Source organism: Pseudomonas danubii (assembly GCF_042980055.1).
Classification (GTDB): domain Bacteria; phylum Pseudomonadota; class Gammaproteobacteria; order Pseudomonadales; family Pseudomonadaceae; genus Aquipseudomonas; species Aquipseudomonas danubii.
The window spans coordinates 4,818,995-4,834,223 of sequence record NZ_CP116502.1 but is presented as its reverse complement, the minus strand read 5'-3'; the positions used below and the strand labels follow the sequence as shown (position 1 = coordinate 4,834,223).

Genomic DNA, 15,229 nt, shown 5'->3' with positions numbered 1-15,229 from the left:
TCAAAGGTAAATTGCCGGTAAAGGCGCTTTGCTAAAACCGCTCTAGTGCTTATCTTTCAGCCTTCCCCAAAGAAGACTCCCACGCGCCCAATGGTTGATCACTCCATGCAATCCTCTGCTCCCCGCAACTCTCGTCGCTGGCTGTTCGGCCTGTTTGTCCTGCTGCTGGTGATCGGCCTGTGCTGGAAATTCTGGCCCGCCGGCAGCGCCCCCAAAGAGGGTGCACAGGCGAAGGCCGCGGCCGGGCATACCGGACGCAGCGGCAGCCTGCGCCCTGGCTTCGGCGGTGCCAGCGGGCCGATCCCGGTGCGGGTGGCGCCGGTGACTCAGGGTGACTTCCCGCTGTACTACAAGGCCCTGGGCACGGTGACGGCACTCAACACCATCAATGTGCGTAGCCGGGTAGCGGGGGAGCTGGTCAAGGTCAACTTCGAGGAAGGGCAGATGGTTAAGGCCGGCGACTTGCTGGCGCAGATCGATCCGCGCCCGTACCAGAACGCCTTGCTCCAGGCCGAAGGCACCTTGCTGCAGAACCAGGCCCAGCTGAAGAACGCCCAGGTCGACCTTGAGCGTTATCGCGGCCTGTACGCCCAGGACAGCATCGCCAAACAGACCCTGGACACCGCTGCGGCGCTGGTGGGCCAGTACCAGGGCACGGTCAAGACCAATCAGGCGGCGGTCAACGACGCCAAGCTCAACCTCGAATTCACCAATATCCGTGCGCCCATCGCCGGACGCGTGGGCCTGCGTCAGCTGGACGTGGGCAACCTGGTGTCGGCCAACGACACCACGGCACTGGTGATCATCACCCAGACCCAGCCCATCAGCGTGGCCTTCACCCTGCCGGAGAACAGCCTGGACACCGTGCTCAAGCGCTACCACAGCGGCGCCAAGCTGCCGGTAGAAGCCTGGGACCGGGGCGATGTGAAATTGCAGGCCAGCGGCATGCTGCAAAGCCTGGACAACCAGATCGACACCACCACCGGCACCCTGAAGTTCAAGGCGCGCTTCGATAACCGCGACCAGGGCCTGTTTCCCAATCAGTTCGTCAATGTGCGGCTGCTGGCCGACACCCTGAAGAACGTGGTGCTGGCACCTTCGGCAGCGATCCAGTTCGGCACCAACGGCACCTTCGTCTACGCCCTGGATGGTGATAACAAGGTGAAGATCCGCCAACTGCAGGTGAGCGACAGCAACGGCGACCTGACGGTGATCAAGGACGGCCTCAAGGCCGGTGACCGGGTGGTGATGGAAGGCACCGACCGCCTCAAGGACGGCAGCGAGGTGGAAGTGGTCAACGACAGCAGTGAAGTGCCCACCAGCCCCACCGAACACCTGCAGGGCAAGCCCGCCGCTGCACCGGCCGCGGATGGCAAGCCGGCTGATGGCAAGGCGCAAAAGGTCGGCGCATGAATTTCTCGCGACTGTTCATCCTGCGTCCGGTAGCCACCACCCTGAGCATGCTGGCCATTGTCCTGGCCGGCCTGATCGCCTATCGCCTGTTGCCGGTCTCGGCCTTGCCCCAGGTGGACTACCCGACTATCCGGGTCATGACCCTGTACCCCGGGGCCAGCCCGGACGTGATGACCAGCGCGGTCACCGCGCCCCTGGAGCGCCAGTTCGGGCAGATGCCCGGCCTCACCCAAATGGCCTCCACCAGCTCCGGTGGCGCCTCGGTGCTGACCCTGCGTTTCAGCCTCGACATCAATATGGACGTGGCCGAGCAACAGGTGCAGGCGGCCATCAACGCCGCCACCAACTTGTTGCCCAAGGACCTGCCGGCGCCGCCGGTGTACAACAAGGTCAACCCGGCGGACACCCCGGTGCTGACTCTGGCCATCACCTCCAAGACCATGCTGCTGCCCAAGCTCAATGACTTGGTCGACACCCGCATGGCACAGAAGATCGCCCAGATCAGCGGCGTCGGCATGGTCAGCATCGCCGGGGGCCAGCGCCAGGCGGTGCGGATCAAGGTCAACCCCGAGGCTTTGGCGGCCAACGGCCTGAACCTGGCGGACGTGCGCACCCTGATTGCCGCGTCCAACGTCAACCAGCCCAAGGGCAACTTCGACGGCCCGACCCGGGTCTCGATGCTCGATGCCAACGACCAGCTGACCTCGCCCAAGGATTACGCCGAGCTGATCCTGGCCTACAAGAATGGCGCACCGCTGCGCCTGAAGGATGTTGCCGAGATCGTCGACGGCGCCGAGAACGAGCGGCTGGCGGCCTGGGCCAACGAAAACCAGGCCGTGCTGCTCAATATCCAGCGCCAGCCCGGGGCCAACGTGATCGAGGTGGTGGACCGGATCAAGGCGCTGCTGCCGAGCATCACCGACAACCTGCCGGCGGGCCTGGACGTCACGGTGCTCACCGACCGCACCCAGACCATCCGCGCCTCGGTCAAGGATGTGCAGCACGAGCTGTTCATCGCCATCGCCCTGGTGGTGATGGTGACCTTCCTCTTTCTGCGTCGGGCCAGCGCCACCCTCATTCCGTCGATTGCCGTGCCGCTGTCGCTGATCGGCACCTTCGGGGTGATGTACCTGGCCGGTTTTTCGGTGAACAACCTGACCCTGATGGCCCTGACCATCGCCACCGGTTTCGTGGTGGACGATGCCATCGTCATGCTGGAGAACATCTCGCGCTTTATCGAGGAGGGCGACAGCCCGATGCAGGCGGCGCTCAAGGGCGCCAAGCAGATCGGCTTCACCCTGATCTCCCTGACCCTGTCGCTGATCGCGGTGCTGATCCCGCTGCTGTTCATGGCGGATGTGGTGGGCCGGCTGTTCCGCGAATTCGCCATCACCCTGGCGGTGGCGATCCTGATTTCCCTGGTGGTGTCCCTGACCCTGACGCCGATGATGTGCGCGCGGTTGCTCAAGCGTGAGCCTAAGCCTGAAGAGCAGGGGCGCTTCTACCGCGCCAGCGGCGCCTGGATCGACTGGTTGATCGAAAGCTACGGGCGCAAGTTGCAATGGGTGCTCAAGCACCAGTTCCTGACGCTGATGGTGGCCGTCGGCACCCTGGGCCTGACCGTGTTCCTGTACCTGGTGGTGCCCAAGGGCTTCTTCCCGGTGCAGGACACCGGGGTCATCCAGGGCATTTCCGAGGCGCCGCAGTCGGTGTCCTTCGCCGCCATGAGTCAACGCCAGCAAGACCTGGCGAAGATCATCCTGCAGGACCCGGCCGTGGAAAGCCTGTCGTCCTACATCGGCGTCGACGGCGACAACGCGACCCTCAACAGTGGCCGTCTGCTGATCAACCTCAAGCCCCACAACCAGCGTGACCTGAGCGCGGCCCAGCTGATTGCACGGATTCAGCCTGAGGTGGACAAACTGCTGGGCATCCGCCTGTTCATGCAGCCGGTGCAGGATCTGACCATCGAGGACCGGGTCAGTCGCACCCAGTACCAGTTCAGCCTGTCTTCGCCGGACGCCGAGCTGCTGGCCCTGTGGAGCGGGCGCCTGAGCGAAGCCCTGGCCCAGCGCCCGGAACTCACCGACGTGGCCAGCGACCTGCAGGACAAGGGCCTGCAGGTGTACCTGGTGATCGACCGCGATGCGGCGTCCCGGGTCGGGGTTTCGGTGGCCAACATCACCGACGCCCTGTATGACGCCTTCGGCCAGCGGCAGATTTCCACCATCTACACCCAGGCCAGCCAGTACCGGGTGGTGCTCCAGGCCCAGGCTGGCGAGCGCATCGGACCCCAGGCCCTGGAGCAGATCCACGTCAAGACCACCGACGGCGGGCAAGTGCGGCTGTCGAGCCTGGCCCATGTCGAGGAGCGCCAGGCGCAACTGGCCATCGCCCATATCGGCCAGTTCCCGGCGGTGATGATGTCCTTCAACCTGGCGCCCGGTGTGGCCCTGGGGGAGGCGGTGAACGTCATCGAACAGGTGCAGCAGGACATTGGCATGCCAGTGGGGGTGCAGACCCGCTTCCAGGGCGCCGCCGAGGCCTTCCAGGCCTCGCTGTCGAGCACCTTGCTGCTGATCCTGGCGGCGGTGGTGACCATGTACATCGTCCTGGGGGTGCTCTACGAGAGCTACATCCACCCGATCACCATTCTCTCCACCCTGCCTTCGGCGGCGGTGGGGGCCTTGCTGGCGCTGATCCTCAGCGGCAATGACCTGGGCATGATCGCGATCATCGGCATCATCCTGCTGATCGGCATCGTCAAGAAGAACGCGATCATGATGATCGACTTCGCCCTCGACGCCGAACGCCACCAGGGCATGGCCCCGGAACAGGCGATCTACCAGGCGGCGCTGCTGCGGTTCCGGCCGATCCTGATGACCACCCTGGCGGCGCTGTTCGGCGCCGTGCCGCTGATGCTGGCCACGGGTTCGGGTGCCGAGCTGCGCCAGCCCCTGGGCCTGGTGATGGTCGGCGGCCTGCTGGTGAGCCAGGTGCTGACCCTGTTCACCACGCCGGTGATCTACCTGTACTTCGACCGCCTGGGCCGGCGCTTCGGCAAAGGTGAAGACGCCCAAGAGGTGGAGGCATGAAGGGCCGCAGCCAGCCTCCAGCCCGGGGCGTTCAGCCATGAACCTGTCCGGACCTTTCATCAAACGCCCGGTGGCGACCATGCTGCTGTCGTTGGCGATCATGCTGCTGGGCGGGGTCAGCTTCGGCCTGCTGCCGGTGTCGCCGCTGCCGCAGATGGATTTCCCGGTGATCGTGGTCCAGGCCAGCCTGCCCGGGGCCAGCCCCGAGGTCATGGCGTCCACCGTGGCCACGCCGCTTGAGCGCTCGTTCGGCGCGATTGCCGGGGTCAACACCATGAGCAGCCGCTCCAGCCAGGGCTCGACCCGGGTGATCCTGCAGTTCGACCTGGACCGCGACATCAATGGCGCAGCCCGGGAAGTGCAGGCGGCCATCAACGCCTCGCGCAACCTGCTGCCCAGCGGCATGCGCAGCATGCCCACCTACAAGAAGGTCAACCCGTCCCAGGCGCCGATCATGGTGCTGTCGCTGACCTCCGATGTGCTGGAGAAGGGCCAGCTCTACGACCTGGCCTCGACCATCCTGTCCCAGAGCCTGTCCCAGGTGCAGGGCGTGGGCGAAGTGCAGATCGGCGGCAGCTCCTTGCCGGCGGTGCGCATCGAGCTGGAGCCGCAGTTGCTCAACCAGTACGGCGTGGCCCTGGACGACGTGCGCAACGCCATTGCCAACGCCAACCAGCGTCGGCCCAAGGGGTCGGTGGAGGACGAGCAGCGGCTGTGGCAGATCCAGGCCAACGATCAGCTGGAAAAGGCCCGCGACTACGAGCCGCTGATCATCCACTACAAGGACGGTGCGGCCCTGCGTCTGAAAGACGTGGCCAAGGTCAGCGACGGCGTGGAAGACCGCTATAACAGCGGTTTCTTCAACGACGATGCGGCGGTGCTGCTGGTGATCAACCGTCAGGCCGGGGCCAACATCATCGAGACGGTGAACGAGATCAAGGCCCAGTTGCCGGCGTTGCAGGCGGTGCTGCCGGCCAGCGTCAAGCTCAACCTGGCCATGGACCGCTCGCCGGTGATCAAGGCCACCCTGCACGAGGCGGAGATGACCCTGTTGATCGCCGTGGCCCTGGTGATCCTGGTGGTGTTCCTGTTCCTTGGCAATTTCCGCGCGTCGGTGATCCCGACCCTGGCGGTGCCGGTGTCCCTGGTGGGCACGTTCGCCATCATGTACCTGTACGGGTTCTCCCTGAACAACCTGTCGCTGATGGCGCTGATCCTCGCCACCGGGCTGGTGGTGGACGACGCCATCGTGGTCCTGGAGAACATTTCCCGGCACATCGACGAAGGTGTCGCGCCGATGAAGGCGGCGTACCTGGGGGCCAAGGAGGTGGGCTTCACCCTGCTGTCGATGAACGTATCGCTGGTGGCGGTGTTCCTGTCGATCCTGTTCATGGGCGGGATCATCGAGAGCCTATTTCGTGAGTTCTCCATCACCCTGGCAGCGGCCATCGTGGTGTCCCTGGTGGTGTCCCTGACCCTGACCCCGATGCTCTGCGCCCGTTGGCTCAAGCCCCACACCCCGGGCCAGGAAAACGCCTTGCAACGCTGGAGCCGGCGCAGCAACGAGTGGATGGTGGGCAAGTACGCCACCAGCCTGGACTGGGTGCTGCGGCACAAGCGCCTGACCCTGCTCAGCCTGCTGGTCACCATCGGCGTCAACGTGGCCCTGTACGTGGTGGTGCCCAAGACCTTCATGCCGCAGCAGGACACCGGCCAGTTGATCGGCTTCGTGCGCGGCGACGACGGCCTGTCCTTCAGCGTGATGCAGCCGAAGATGGAGATCTTCCGCCGCGCGGTGCTCAAGGACGCCGCGGTGGAAAGCGTGGCCGGCTTTATCGGCGGCAGCAACGGCACCAACAACGCCTTCATGCTGGTGCGCCTCAAGCCGATCAAGGAGCGCGACATCTCGGCGCAGAAGGTCATCGAGCGTTTGCGCAAGGAAATGCCCAAGGTGCCCGGCGCGCAACTGATGCTGATGGCCGACCAGGACCTGCAGTTCGGCGGCGGCCGCGAGCAGACCACCTCGCAGTACTCCTACATCCTGCAAAGCGGCGACCTGGGCGAGCTGCGCCAGTGGTACCCGAAAGTGGTGACCGCGCTGCGCGCCTTGCCTGAGCTGACCGCCATCGACGCCCGCGAAGGCCACGGCGCCCAGCAAGTGACTCTGATCGTCGACCGTGACCAGGCCAAGCGCCTGGGGGTGGACATGGACATGGTCACCGCCGTGCTCAACAACGCCTACAGCCAGCGGCAGATCTCCACCATCTACGACAGCCTCAACCAGTATCAGGTGGTGATGGAGGTCAACCCGAAATACGCCCGGGACCCGATTACCCTGAATCAGGTGCAGGTGATCACCAGCGAGGGCGCGCGGATTCCCTTGTCGACCATCGCCCACTATGAAAACAGCCTGGAAGACGACCGGGTCAGCCACGAAGGGCAGTTCGCCTCGGAAAGCATTTCCTTCGACATGGCCGAAGGCGTGACGGTGGAGCAGGGCACCGCGGCCATCGAGCGGGCGATTGCCAAGCTGGGCATGCCCGAGGACGTGATCGTCAAGATGGCCGGCACCGCCGACGCCTTCGCCGCCACCCAGAAGAGCCAGCCGTTCATGATTCTCGGGGCATTGCTGGCGGTGTACCTGGTGCTTGGGGTGCTCTATGAAAGCTACATTCACCCGCTGACCATCCTCTCCACCCTGCCGTCGGCCGGGGTCGGCGCCTTGCTCTCGATCTACGTGCTGGGCGGCGAGTTCAGCCTGATCTCGCTGCTGGGGCTGTTCCTGCTGATCGGGGTGGTGAAGAAGAACGCGATCCTGATGATCGACCTGGCGCTGCAACTGGAGCGCCACCAGGGCCTGGACCCGCTGCAATCGATCCGCAGTGCCTGCCTGCAACGCCTGCGGCCGATCCTGATGACCACCCTGGCGGCGATCCTGGGTGCCTTGCCCTTGTTGCTGGGCAACGCCGAAGGCTCGGAAATGCGCCAGCCCCTGGGCCTGACCATCATTGGCGGCCTGGTCTTCAGCCAGATCCTGACCCTTTACACCACCCCGGTGGTCTACCTCTACCTCGATCGCCTGCGCCACAAGTTCAACCACTGGCGTGGGGTCCGTACCGATGCCGCTCTGGAAACGCCGCTATGACCGACCAATCGTCCCGTCCTGTTTCTCCGCTGTCCGCCCAGCGCCTGGCCATGGCCCGGGGTTCTCGGGCCTTGAGCCTGGGCCTGTGCGTGGCGCTGCTCAGTGCCTGCGCCATCGGTCCCGACTATCAGCGGCCCCAGGTGGCCGAACCGGTGCAGTACAAGGAGGCCCAGGGCTGGCGTCAGGCCAACCCCAGCGATGCCCTGGCCCGTGGCGCCTGGTGGGAGCTGTACGGCGACACCCAGCTCAATGGCCTGATCGAGAAGCTCAACAACTCCAACCAGAGCGTCGCCCAATCGGAAGCGCAATACCGTCAGGCCCAGGCCCTGGTGCGCAGCTCCCGGGGGGCGTTCTTTCCCAGTGTCGACTTGAGCGCCGGCAAGACCCGGGCCAGCCAGGGCACCGGCAGCAGCAACTCGGGGCTGAGCAGTTCCAGCAGCGGCATTCGTGACACCTACAACACCCAATTGGGGGTGAGCTGGGAGGCGGACATCTGGGGCAAGCTGCGCCGCGGCCTGGAGGCCAACCAAGCCAGTGCCGAGGCGAGCTTCGCCGATCTGGCGGCCATGCGCCTGAGCCAGCAGTCGGAGCTGGTGCAGAACTACCTGCAACTGCGGGTGATCGATGAGCAGAAGCGCTTGCTTGAAGCCACGGTGGCGGCTTACCAGCGCTCCCTGACCATGACCCAGAACCAGTATCAGGCCGGGGTGTCCGGCAAGGATGCGGTGGCCCAGGCCCAGACCCAGCTCAAAAGCACCCAGGCCGACCTGATCGACCTGATCTGGCAGCGGGCGCAGTTCGAGAACGCCATCGCGGTGTTGATCGGCGTGCCGCCAGCACAGTTCAACCTGGCAGAAACCTCGCAGATTCCGGCGCTGCCCCAGGTGCCCCTGGCGCTGCCCTCGCAGTTGCTGGAGCGGCGTCCGGACATCGCCTCGGCGGAGCGTTCGGTGATCGCGGCCAACGCCAATATCGGCGTGGCCAAGGCCGCCTATTACCCGGACCTGACCCTGAGCCTGGCCGGAGGCTACAGCAGCAGTACCTACGCCGACTGGATCAGCGTGCCGAACCGGTTCTGGTCAGTGGGGCCGAAACTGGCCATGACCCTGTTCGATGGTGGCCAGCGCTCGGCGGAAGTGGATCGCACTGAAGCCGCCTACGACCAGACCGTGGCCAAGTACCGACAGACTGTGCTCGACGGTTTCCGCGAGGTGGAGAACTACATGATCCAGCTCAAGGTTCTGGAAGACGAAGCCCAGGTGCGCCAGCAGGCCCTGGATTCGGCGCGTGAGGCCCTGCGCCTGACCGAGAACCAGTACAAGGCCGGATTGATCGCTTACCTGGACGTGGTCACCAGCCAGGCCACTGCCCTGAGCAACGAACGCAGCGTCCTCAGCCTGCTGCAGAGCCGGCTGATTGCCAGCGTGCAATTGATCGCCGCGCTGGGGGGTGGCTGGGATGGTCAGGTGCAGGGCGAAGAGCAGAAATAGGCCCGGGGGAAGCTAGCGAACCCGCTTCCCGCCACCCTTGCAAGGCAAGGCCCTGCGACGAGCTGCAATGGGTTTCAAATGAGTGAATCGATATCCAGATCGTAGGGCGCTCCCGCTACATGGCCGCCCAGCAACTCGGCTATCGCTTGTTCAGAGTCGTCGACTGGCGGCGCCATCATCGCCAATTGCTCCTGCACGGTGTTTTCCGGGTGATCCAGCCAACGCGGCAGGCCTTCGGCCAGCAATTGCGTTTGACCGGCGAAAGCACCGTACACATCGCTTTCGTCGATCCTGGTAACGCTCAACTCACGCAGGCGTTGGCGAGTCATGCTCAGTGCATTGATTTCAGTGCGCAGCCGGTCGACAGCGAGCACGCTTTGTTGAGAACGCAGGTAGGCATCGGGCCGTCCCCACAGGCTGCGGTCCAGATCACGCAATTGCTGGGTGATACTGGCCAATGCCCCGTCGACCCGACTGAGCTCCCGCTCGGTCACCAAGGGGCGTTGGAACACCTGTGACTCCTGCCAACGGCGCAGGGTGGCCCAGCAGTGAGGGATATAGCTGACGACCATCTTGTGATCGGCGTTATCCAGCAGTTGCCGCAGGAGCGAGCCACGCACCGGCAGGCCATCGATTTCCTGCAAGACCCTGGCACAGCCCTGATCGAGAATGGTGCTACAACCCGGCGCCCAGAGAATCGCTGACTTGCGCCCTGCGCCAAAATCCACCGGCAGGAAGTGGCGCAACGTGCCGTGGTGGGCGTAGGGCTCGCCGGTAAAATTGATCAACCCGGTAATGAACAACGTCAAGCCCACCGGAGCATTGAATACCGTCACCGCCCCACGCGCCGCCAGCACCTTGGGCTTGGAAGTGCTCATCCAGGTGGCGGGGACACTTGGTACCGGATCGTTATGATTGACGAAGCGGTGGTGCACCAGGGCTTCGGCGCCGCTGACAAATCGGGTATCGCCGACCCTTGGGCTGCCATAGGTGTAGAGCAGAATATTCGCTTCGTAGCGCTTACTCCGCCGCAGCATCTCGGAGAGTATCAGCGCCACGGCCCCGCCCAAGCTGTGCCCGGTGATCACTAGCTTTTGCCCGCTGTAGAACTTGTCCAGATAGCGGACAACAAACTCACGAAGCGCCTTGGCCGCGCCATAAAAGCCGTTATGCACCTTGCCTTCGCCCTCCTCGAAAGGCACTTGCTCGGCGTCCATATCACGCAACGCATCGGCCTTTTCCGCCGTGCCGCGCACAGCGATCAGAATCAGCTCTTCGTGATGGGTGATGTAGGCTTGGGTGTCCGTCCCCTCAGGCTTATTGGCATCATCAAAGAAATGGATGTTGGCCGGGTTTTCCTGGGCTTCGCCCAGACTCGGGTGATTGACCTCGGGGTACAACTGCGGGTCGAACGGGACAATTTCCAGGCGCCTGGAGTAAGGCACCTCTTCATACAGCGGGTAATAGGCTTTGCCGCCGGCCTGGTCGGCATCGACCTGCCACAACTCGGCAAAGGTCGGCAGCACGGCGCCAAACCAGTTACCGCTGCTGGGTTGCTCCGGAAAACTCACTCGCGGGCTATCCACCGGGTGAAAGCGCGGCTCTTGACCAAACCCGCTGTAACTCAAGGTCGCCAGCAGCGCCAGTTGGTAGAGGTTGAGCGCGCAAAACTGCGCGCCGGTCGACAGCATCGGCCGCAAGGCCCGCAGCGGGCGGACCTCCAGCACATGGTGGCGGTTGGGCAGCAAGGCGATGCCCTGCACCTTGGGCGCCGGCGGGGCAAACCCCAGGTCAGCCATTGCATTGTCGCTCGACCTGTCGCCCTGCGCGGCCCCGCCATCGAGGAAACCCGTGGCCTGGGGCGGCTGTCGAAACAGCGAGTACACATGCCGATTGGGGGGGAAGTGTCGCTCGACCATAGGTGGCAGGTGGGCGTCATGTTCCACCAGCTCACCCACTTCGACCTGATAAAAACTGCCAGCCTTGGCTTGTGCCGGGTTGCTGCGAGTACGAGCCCCATCCTTGTTGAAAAACCGGGTGCTCTCGGCACGGACTTGTAACTCGGTGATGGGGAGGGGGTAGTGAGGCCTATTTCTTAAATCCTTATATAGTTCATCCCCACCTTTATAAGGCTGGCTTAGTTTTAGCAGCACCGGGCCACAGTAATGATCCTCTACACGACCCACACCGTTGGCATCCAGTCTGCCGGTATAGGTGACATCTTCGTAATCGGTCACCTCATAGGCCAGCCCCGCATAAGGCTGACCGTCACCGAACTCATCCACCAACTGAAAACTGGTCGCCTGGCCGCGCAACGGGCAGGTGTACATACGTCCCTCCATGGAGGGGCCGTCACCGGGCGGTAAAGACTTGAAGCTCATGGGCTCACTTCCTTGTTTTCACTGCAGCCAGGGTAAATGCTGCAAATACGGCCATCGGGCATTCTGAAGGTGCTGAAGTCGGTGTAGTTGCCATTGCAGTAAGCACGCTGATCTTCAAAGTTTTTGCCCATGCAGCGTTTCCAGCCGCCGGGTACCTTGACCCACGTATCTCCCCAACCGGGTCTTTCCTCAGCCGCCAACTTGATCTTCAAACGCACGGTTTTACCCGGCAGTTGGTCCAGGGTGTAAGCCGCGAAGGGCTGCCCTCGGGTCACGTTGCCTTGGGCATCGGTGCTTTTGCAGGTGAGGATTTTCGTGATGTAGCGCTTAGGGCCAATCGTCCGAAACAACCACTGGCACTGACCCAGGATTTCACTTTCACCGGCAGCGTTGAAGGTGCCCTTATCAGCACTGCTCAAGTTTTCACGCACTGCGATTGCCGCAGAATCACCACCGATGTCCCCCCAATCCTTGCCGTAAGTCGCGTTGATATCCAACTCGATGCGATACAGCAGCAATTCACAGCCTTTGCTGATTCGGCGTATGGCGATCTGCGCATCGGGTTTGTATTGAGTGCGCCACTCACGGTTGAACTGCGGGGTCATATTGTCCCCTTTACCCAAGGTGCAATTCTGGCCCCAGGCAGGGACATAGGTCACAGTCGCGACATAGGCAAAGTCGGCGGGCAAGTCGGCACTCAAGGTAAAACTGTCTGAGGAGCCCATGGCTGAGCAACCGCTGGCCAAAGCCAGACAAGCTCCAAGTAACAGCCGTTGGAGGGGCGTTTTCATAATGGCTGTTCTCCCTGCCAATACAACGCTTCCTGGTAGAGGCGTGCGAAATGCTGCGCCGGGGTTTCACTGGGCTTGGGGCGCCAGGATTCAGGCGGCGCATAATCCGCCGCGTACAAGCTCTGAGTCAGCAGAAAATAGATTGCTTCGGGCTCGCGCCAATCCCAGGTGCGGGCCAAATCGAGCTGAGTACGCAACCAGACGTCGATGTTCTGCTGCTCGGCCAGCGCCACCAAAGGCTCCGTGTACTCACGCATGAGATAGCGCCGGATGTTGTCGAACTGCACGGCGTTGTAGATAGCCTGTGGAGTGGCCAAGTTGAGCCACGCAGGCTCGGATGGCAGCGGGTGAACCCCAGGATCGGGGTTGTCGCTGACCTGCCATTGCTCGACCTGCCAGTAGCACAGGCTGGCGATAGGCCCAAGGTAACCGGGGAAATGTTCGGGCGGTAGACACGTCAGGGCTCGCCCCAGCACGCGATTGTCATGAAAACGGTAAAGGACTTGATTCGACGGCTCGCCCGTGACCAGTCGGTCGCGCCAATGCTGGGTCAGGGTCTCCAGGTCCGTGCCCGAACCACTGGCCAGCCAGCCCCAATCAGTTTCAGGCGCCTTGAGCAGGGCCATCAGTATTGGATGGTCTATCCGCTGAATGTGAAACAGGTAGGGCCCAGCGCTGGCCAGTGAATGCGCTGGGGTACCGAGATAAACCGCGCGGCAGCGGTCGTCGCCCCATTCAGCTACCAGGGCATTGCGCTCTGGCATCTGACCATCGGAGTCCAGCATCAGATAGAGACAACGGCCCAACCGGGCCTGCTCTTGCAACCATTGCTCGGGCGTATTCACGCCATCTCTCCTCTGGCGCAGAGCCCGTCGCTACAGGCTTCGCATAATGGGCAAAAATCCACGGCTTGTTGCTTGCTCGCGCGCACGATGGACAGCGGGTTATCGATAATTGCTTGGGGTGTTCCTGCCAAGGCTTGCAGTGCTTGCAGCGGTGCGATACCCGCCAACGGCGCCCCCCCAACCACAATCGGCACGCTGCTGAAGATCCCGCCCGAGCTGATGACAATATGCTGCCCACCCGCCTGAAGGGTCAGGCTCGTACCGGCATCGATCACTACGTTGGCGGCGTTGACCCGGGCCTGGGCGCCTGCCTGGATCACCAAAGTCCCCGCAGCAGTGGTGCTGGCGTTGCCGCTGATGGAGAGCAGCTCATCACCGACAATCGCGGTGTTGCGCGCGCCTTGGGTGGTGTGGGTTTCATCGCCCTGGATCAGGCTTGAGCTGTTGCCATCGACCTGCTCGGAACGGTCGTTGCCGATCAGGCTATGGCTGTCCTGGGTGATTTGCTCACGACGCGAGTGGCCAATGCGGGTGTCGCTGTCGTTGAGGATCAGTTGTTCGAGATCCCGTTGCGCCCGCAGGAAGATCTTCTCCTGTCCGGCCCGGTCCTCGATCATCAGTTCGTTGTAGCCGCCACTGTTGGGCGTGCTGTGGCTACGCAGCACGGTGCGGCTTTGGTTCGCCGGCAAGGGATAAGGCACCGCAGTCGCCTTGTTGACCACACAACCGGTGATCAAGGGCTGGTCGGGATCGCCTTCAAGGTAGGTCACCACCACCTCCATGCCGATCCGGGGAATGGTCACCGCACCAAAATGCTCCCCGGCCCAACTGGATGAAACCCGCAACCAGCAACTGCTTTTGTCGCTATTGAGTTCTGCTCGGTCCCAGGGCAGTTCGACGCGGACCCGACCATGGGCATCACAGAAAATTTCATGGCCCAAAGGCCCCGTAACCCGTGCGGTCTGGCTCACCAGCAGGGGTCTGCGGGCCGGCAATGGCGGGCGATAAGGCACGTCCCAGGGAATGGCGCTGAAATGATTGCGATAACCCTGGGTGAACTCCGCTTCAGAAGCGTCGCCGCTCATCACTTCTTCAAGTACCTGAGGCTGCTTGCCGGTGTGATGAACGCTGAGCAGCAGCCACAAATCGTTGCAGGCTTGGCGCGGGTGCCCGGCCAAGGTCAAGAAGTGGCCGCTGCGCAAGGTCGGCTGATCACTCTCGCCTTCGGCCAACTGGTAGTCGACGCGATGACTTTCCAGGGCGCGTTGGGTGAGATGCTTGCCACGTGCCTCGGTCGGCATCGACAACGGATAGCGATAGTCCTCCAGCAACGGGCCCTGTTGGCAGGCGTCCTGGCTTTCCAGCAAACGGCTTGGCCGCTCAAGGTCATAGTCACGGCGGGTGACCGCAGCGGTACGGGTGCTGAAACGCTGAGAAAAACGGCTGATTACCGGGTGATCGGCGACGCTGCCACTGCCGGGTTGATAGGGCGTGACGCCGAGCTTGGGGAACCAGGTCTGATCCTCGCTAAACACCAGCAGGTGATCATCGATCGAGTGCTGGTGGTGCCAGGCGATGCCCTCTTCGGCGCACAGGCGCTGGATGAACTCAAAATCGCTTTCAGCGTATTGGGTGCAGTATTCGCGCTGTGGGGCATTGCCGATATGAAAGGTAAACACATCCGGCAAAATGCCATGTTCCTGGAGCACTTGAGCCACGATCTGCGGCACCGTCAGGTGCTGGAAAATCCGCTGGTTGTGGCTGAACTGCAGATAATAAAGTGCTGGCACCAGGGTCAGGTGGTAATGGGTCAGGCGCCTGCCGGACTCGCCGACCCTGACCTCTTCGATGCGGCCATGCAGGCCCTCGCCGTTGAGGCCAAAGCGCAGAAACGCGGGCTGGCAAAGCAGGCTTTGCAGATCGAAATCGGGGTTTTCGCTGACCAGCTCAACGTGGATCGCATACAAGGCGCTGATGGCTTCAAGGCCATCAAAGGCCAGTACTTGGAAATCGTGGCGGACGGCGGGAATAAGCAGTTCGAAGCGCGCGAAATGGGCAGGTGCGAACAT

General features: G+C 63.0%; 8 protein-coding genes. 4 read left to right on the top strand and 4 right to left on the bottom strand.

Annotated elements, in window-relative coordinates:
• The first annotated feature begins 90 nt into the window (after nt 1-90).
• Genes PFZ56_RS21760 through PFZ56_RS21745 form a run of 4 tightly spaced genes read left to right on the top strand, consistent with a single transcriptional unit; the run spans nt 91 to nt 9,143 of the window.
• Nucleotides 91-1,413, top strand: coding sequence for an MdtA/MuxA family multidrug efflux RND transporter periplasmic adaptor subunit (locus PFZ56_RS21760; protein WP_110653295.1), 1,323 nt, complete (start codon nt 91-93; stop codon nt 1,411-1,413).
• On the top strand, nt 1,410-4,508 hold the full coding sequence (locus PFZ56_RS21755) for an MdtB/MuxB family multidrug efflux RND transporter permease subunit (RefSeq protein ID WP_170004386.1): 3,099 nt from the start codon (nt 1,410-1,412) through the stop codon (nt 4,506-4,508). Before PFZ56_RS21760 ends, PFZ56_RS21755 begins: the two co-directional genes overlap by 4 nt.
• Nucleotides 4,509-4,545: 37 nt before the next feature.
• Nucleotides 4,546-7,653: an efflux RND transporter permease subunit gene (locus PFZ56_RS21750; RefSeq protein ID WP_394304446.1), complete on the top strand. Its 3,108-nt coding sequence runs from the start codon at nt 4,546-4,548 to the stop codon at nt 7,651-7,653.
• Nucleotides 7,650-9,143: an efflux transporter outer membrane subunit gene (locus PFZ56_RS21745; RefSeq protein ID WP_102879181.1), complete on the top strand. Its 1,494-nt coding sequence runs from the start codon at nt 7,650-7,652 to the stop codon at nt 9,141-9,143. The genes PFZ56_RS21750 and PFZ56_RS21745 overlap by 4 nt, the downstream gene beginning before the upstream one ends.
• 74 nt (nt 9,144-9,217) lie before the next feature.
• On the opposite strand, the gene PFZ56_RS21740 is transcribed toward PFZ56_RS21745, so the two are convergent.
• Genes PFZ56_RS21740 through tssI form a run of 4 tightly spaced genes read right to left on the bottom strand, consistent with a single transcriptional unit; the run spans nt 9,218 to nt 15,229 of the window.
• Nucleotides 9,218-11,524: a lipase family protein gene (locus PFZ56_RS21740; RefSeq protein ID WP_170004390.1), complete on the bottom strand. Its 2,307-nt coding sequence runs from the start codon at nt 11,522-11,524 to the stop codon at nt 9,218-9,220.
• Nucleotides 11,521-12,315, bottom strand: coding sequence for a hypothetical protein (locus PFZ56_RS21735; protein WP_170004392.1), 795 nt, complete (start codon nt 12,313-12,315; stop codon nt 11,521-11,523). The genes PFZ56_RS21740 and PFZ56_RS21735 overlap by 4 nt, the downstream gene beginning before the upstream one ends.
• A complete protein-coding gene (locus PFZ56_RS21730) occupies nt 12,312-13,160 on the bottom strand; it encodes a DUF4123 domain-containing protein (RefSeq protein WP_170004394.1) in 849 nt (282 codons plus the stop codon). The genes PFZ56_RS21735 and PFZ56_RS21730 overlap by 4 nt, the downstream gene beginning before the upstream one ends.
• Complete coding sequence (gene tssI / locus PFZ56_RS21725; RefSeq protein ID WP_170004396.1) at nt 13,157-15,229, bottom strand: type VI secretion system tip protein VgrG; 2,073 nt, start codon at nt 15,227-15,229, stop codon at nt 13,157-13,159. Before tssI ends, PFZ56_RS21730 begins: the two co-directional genes overlap by 4 nt.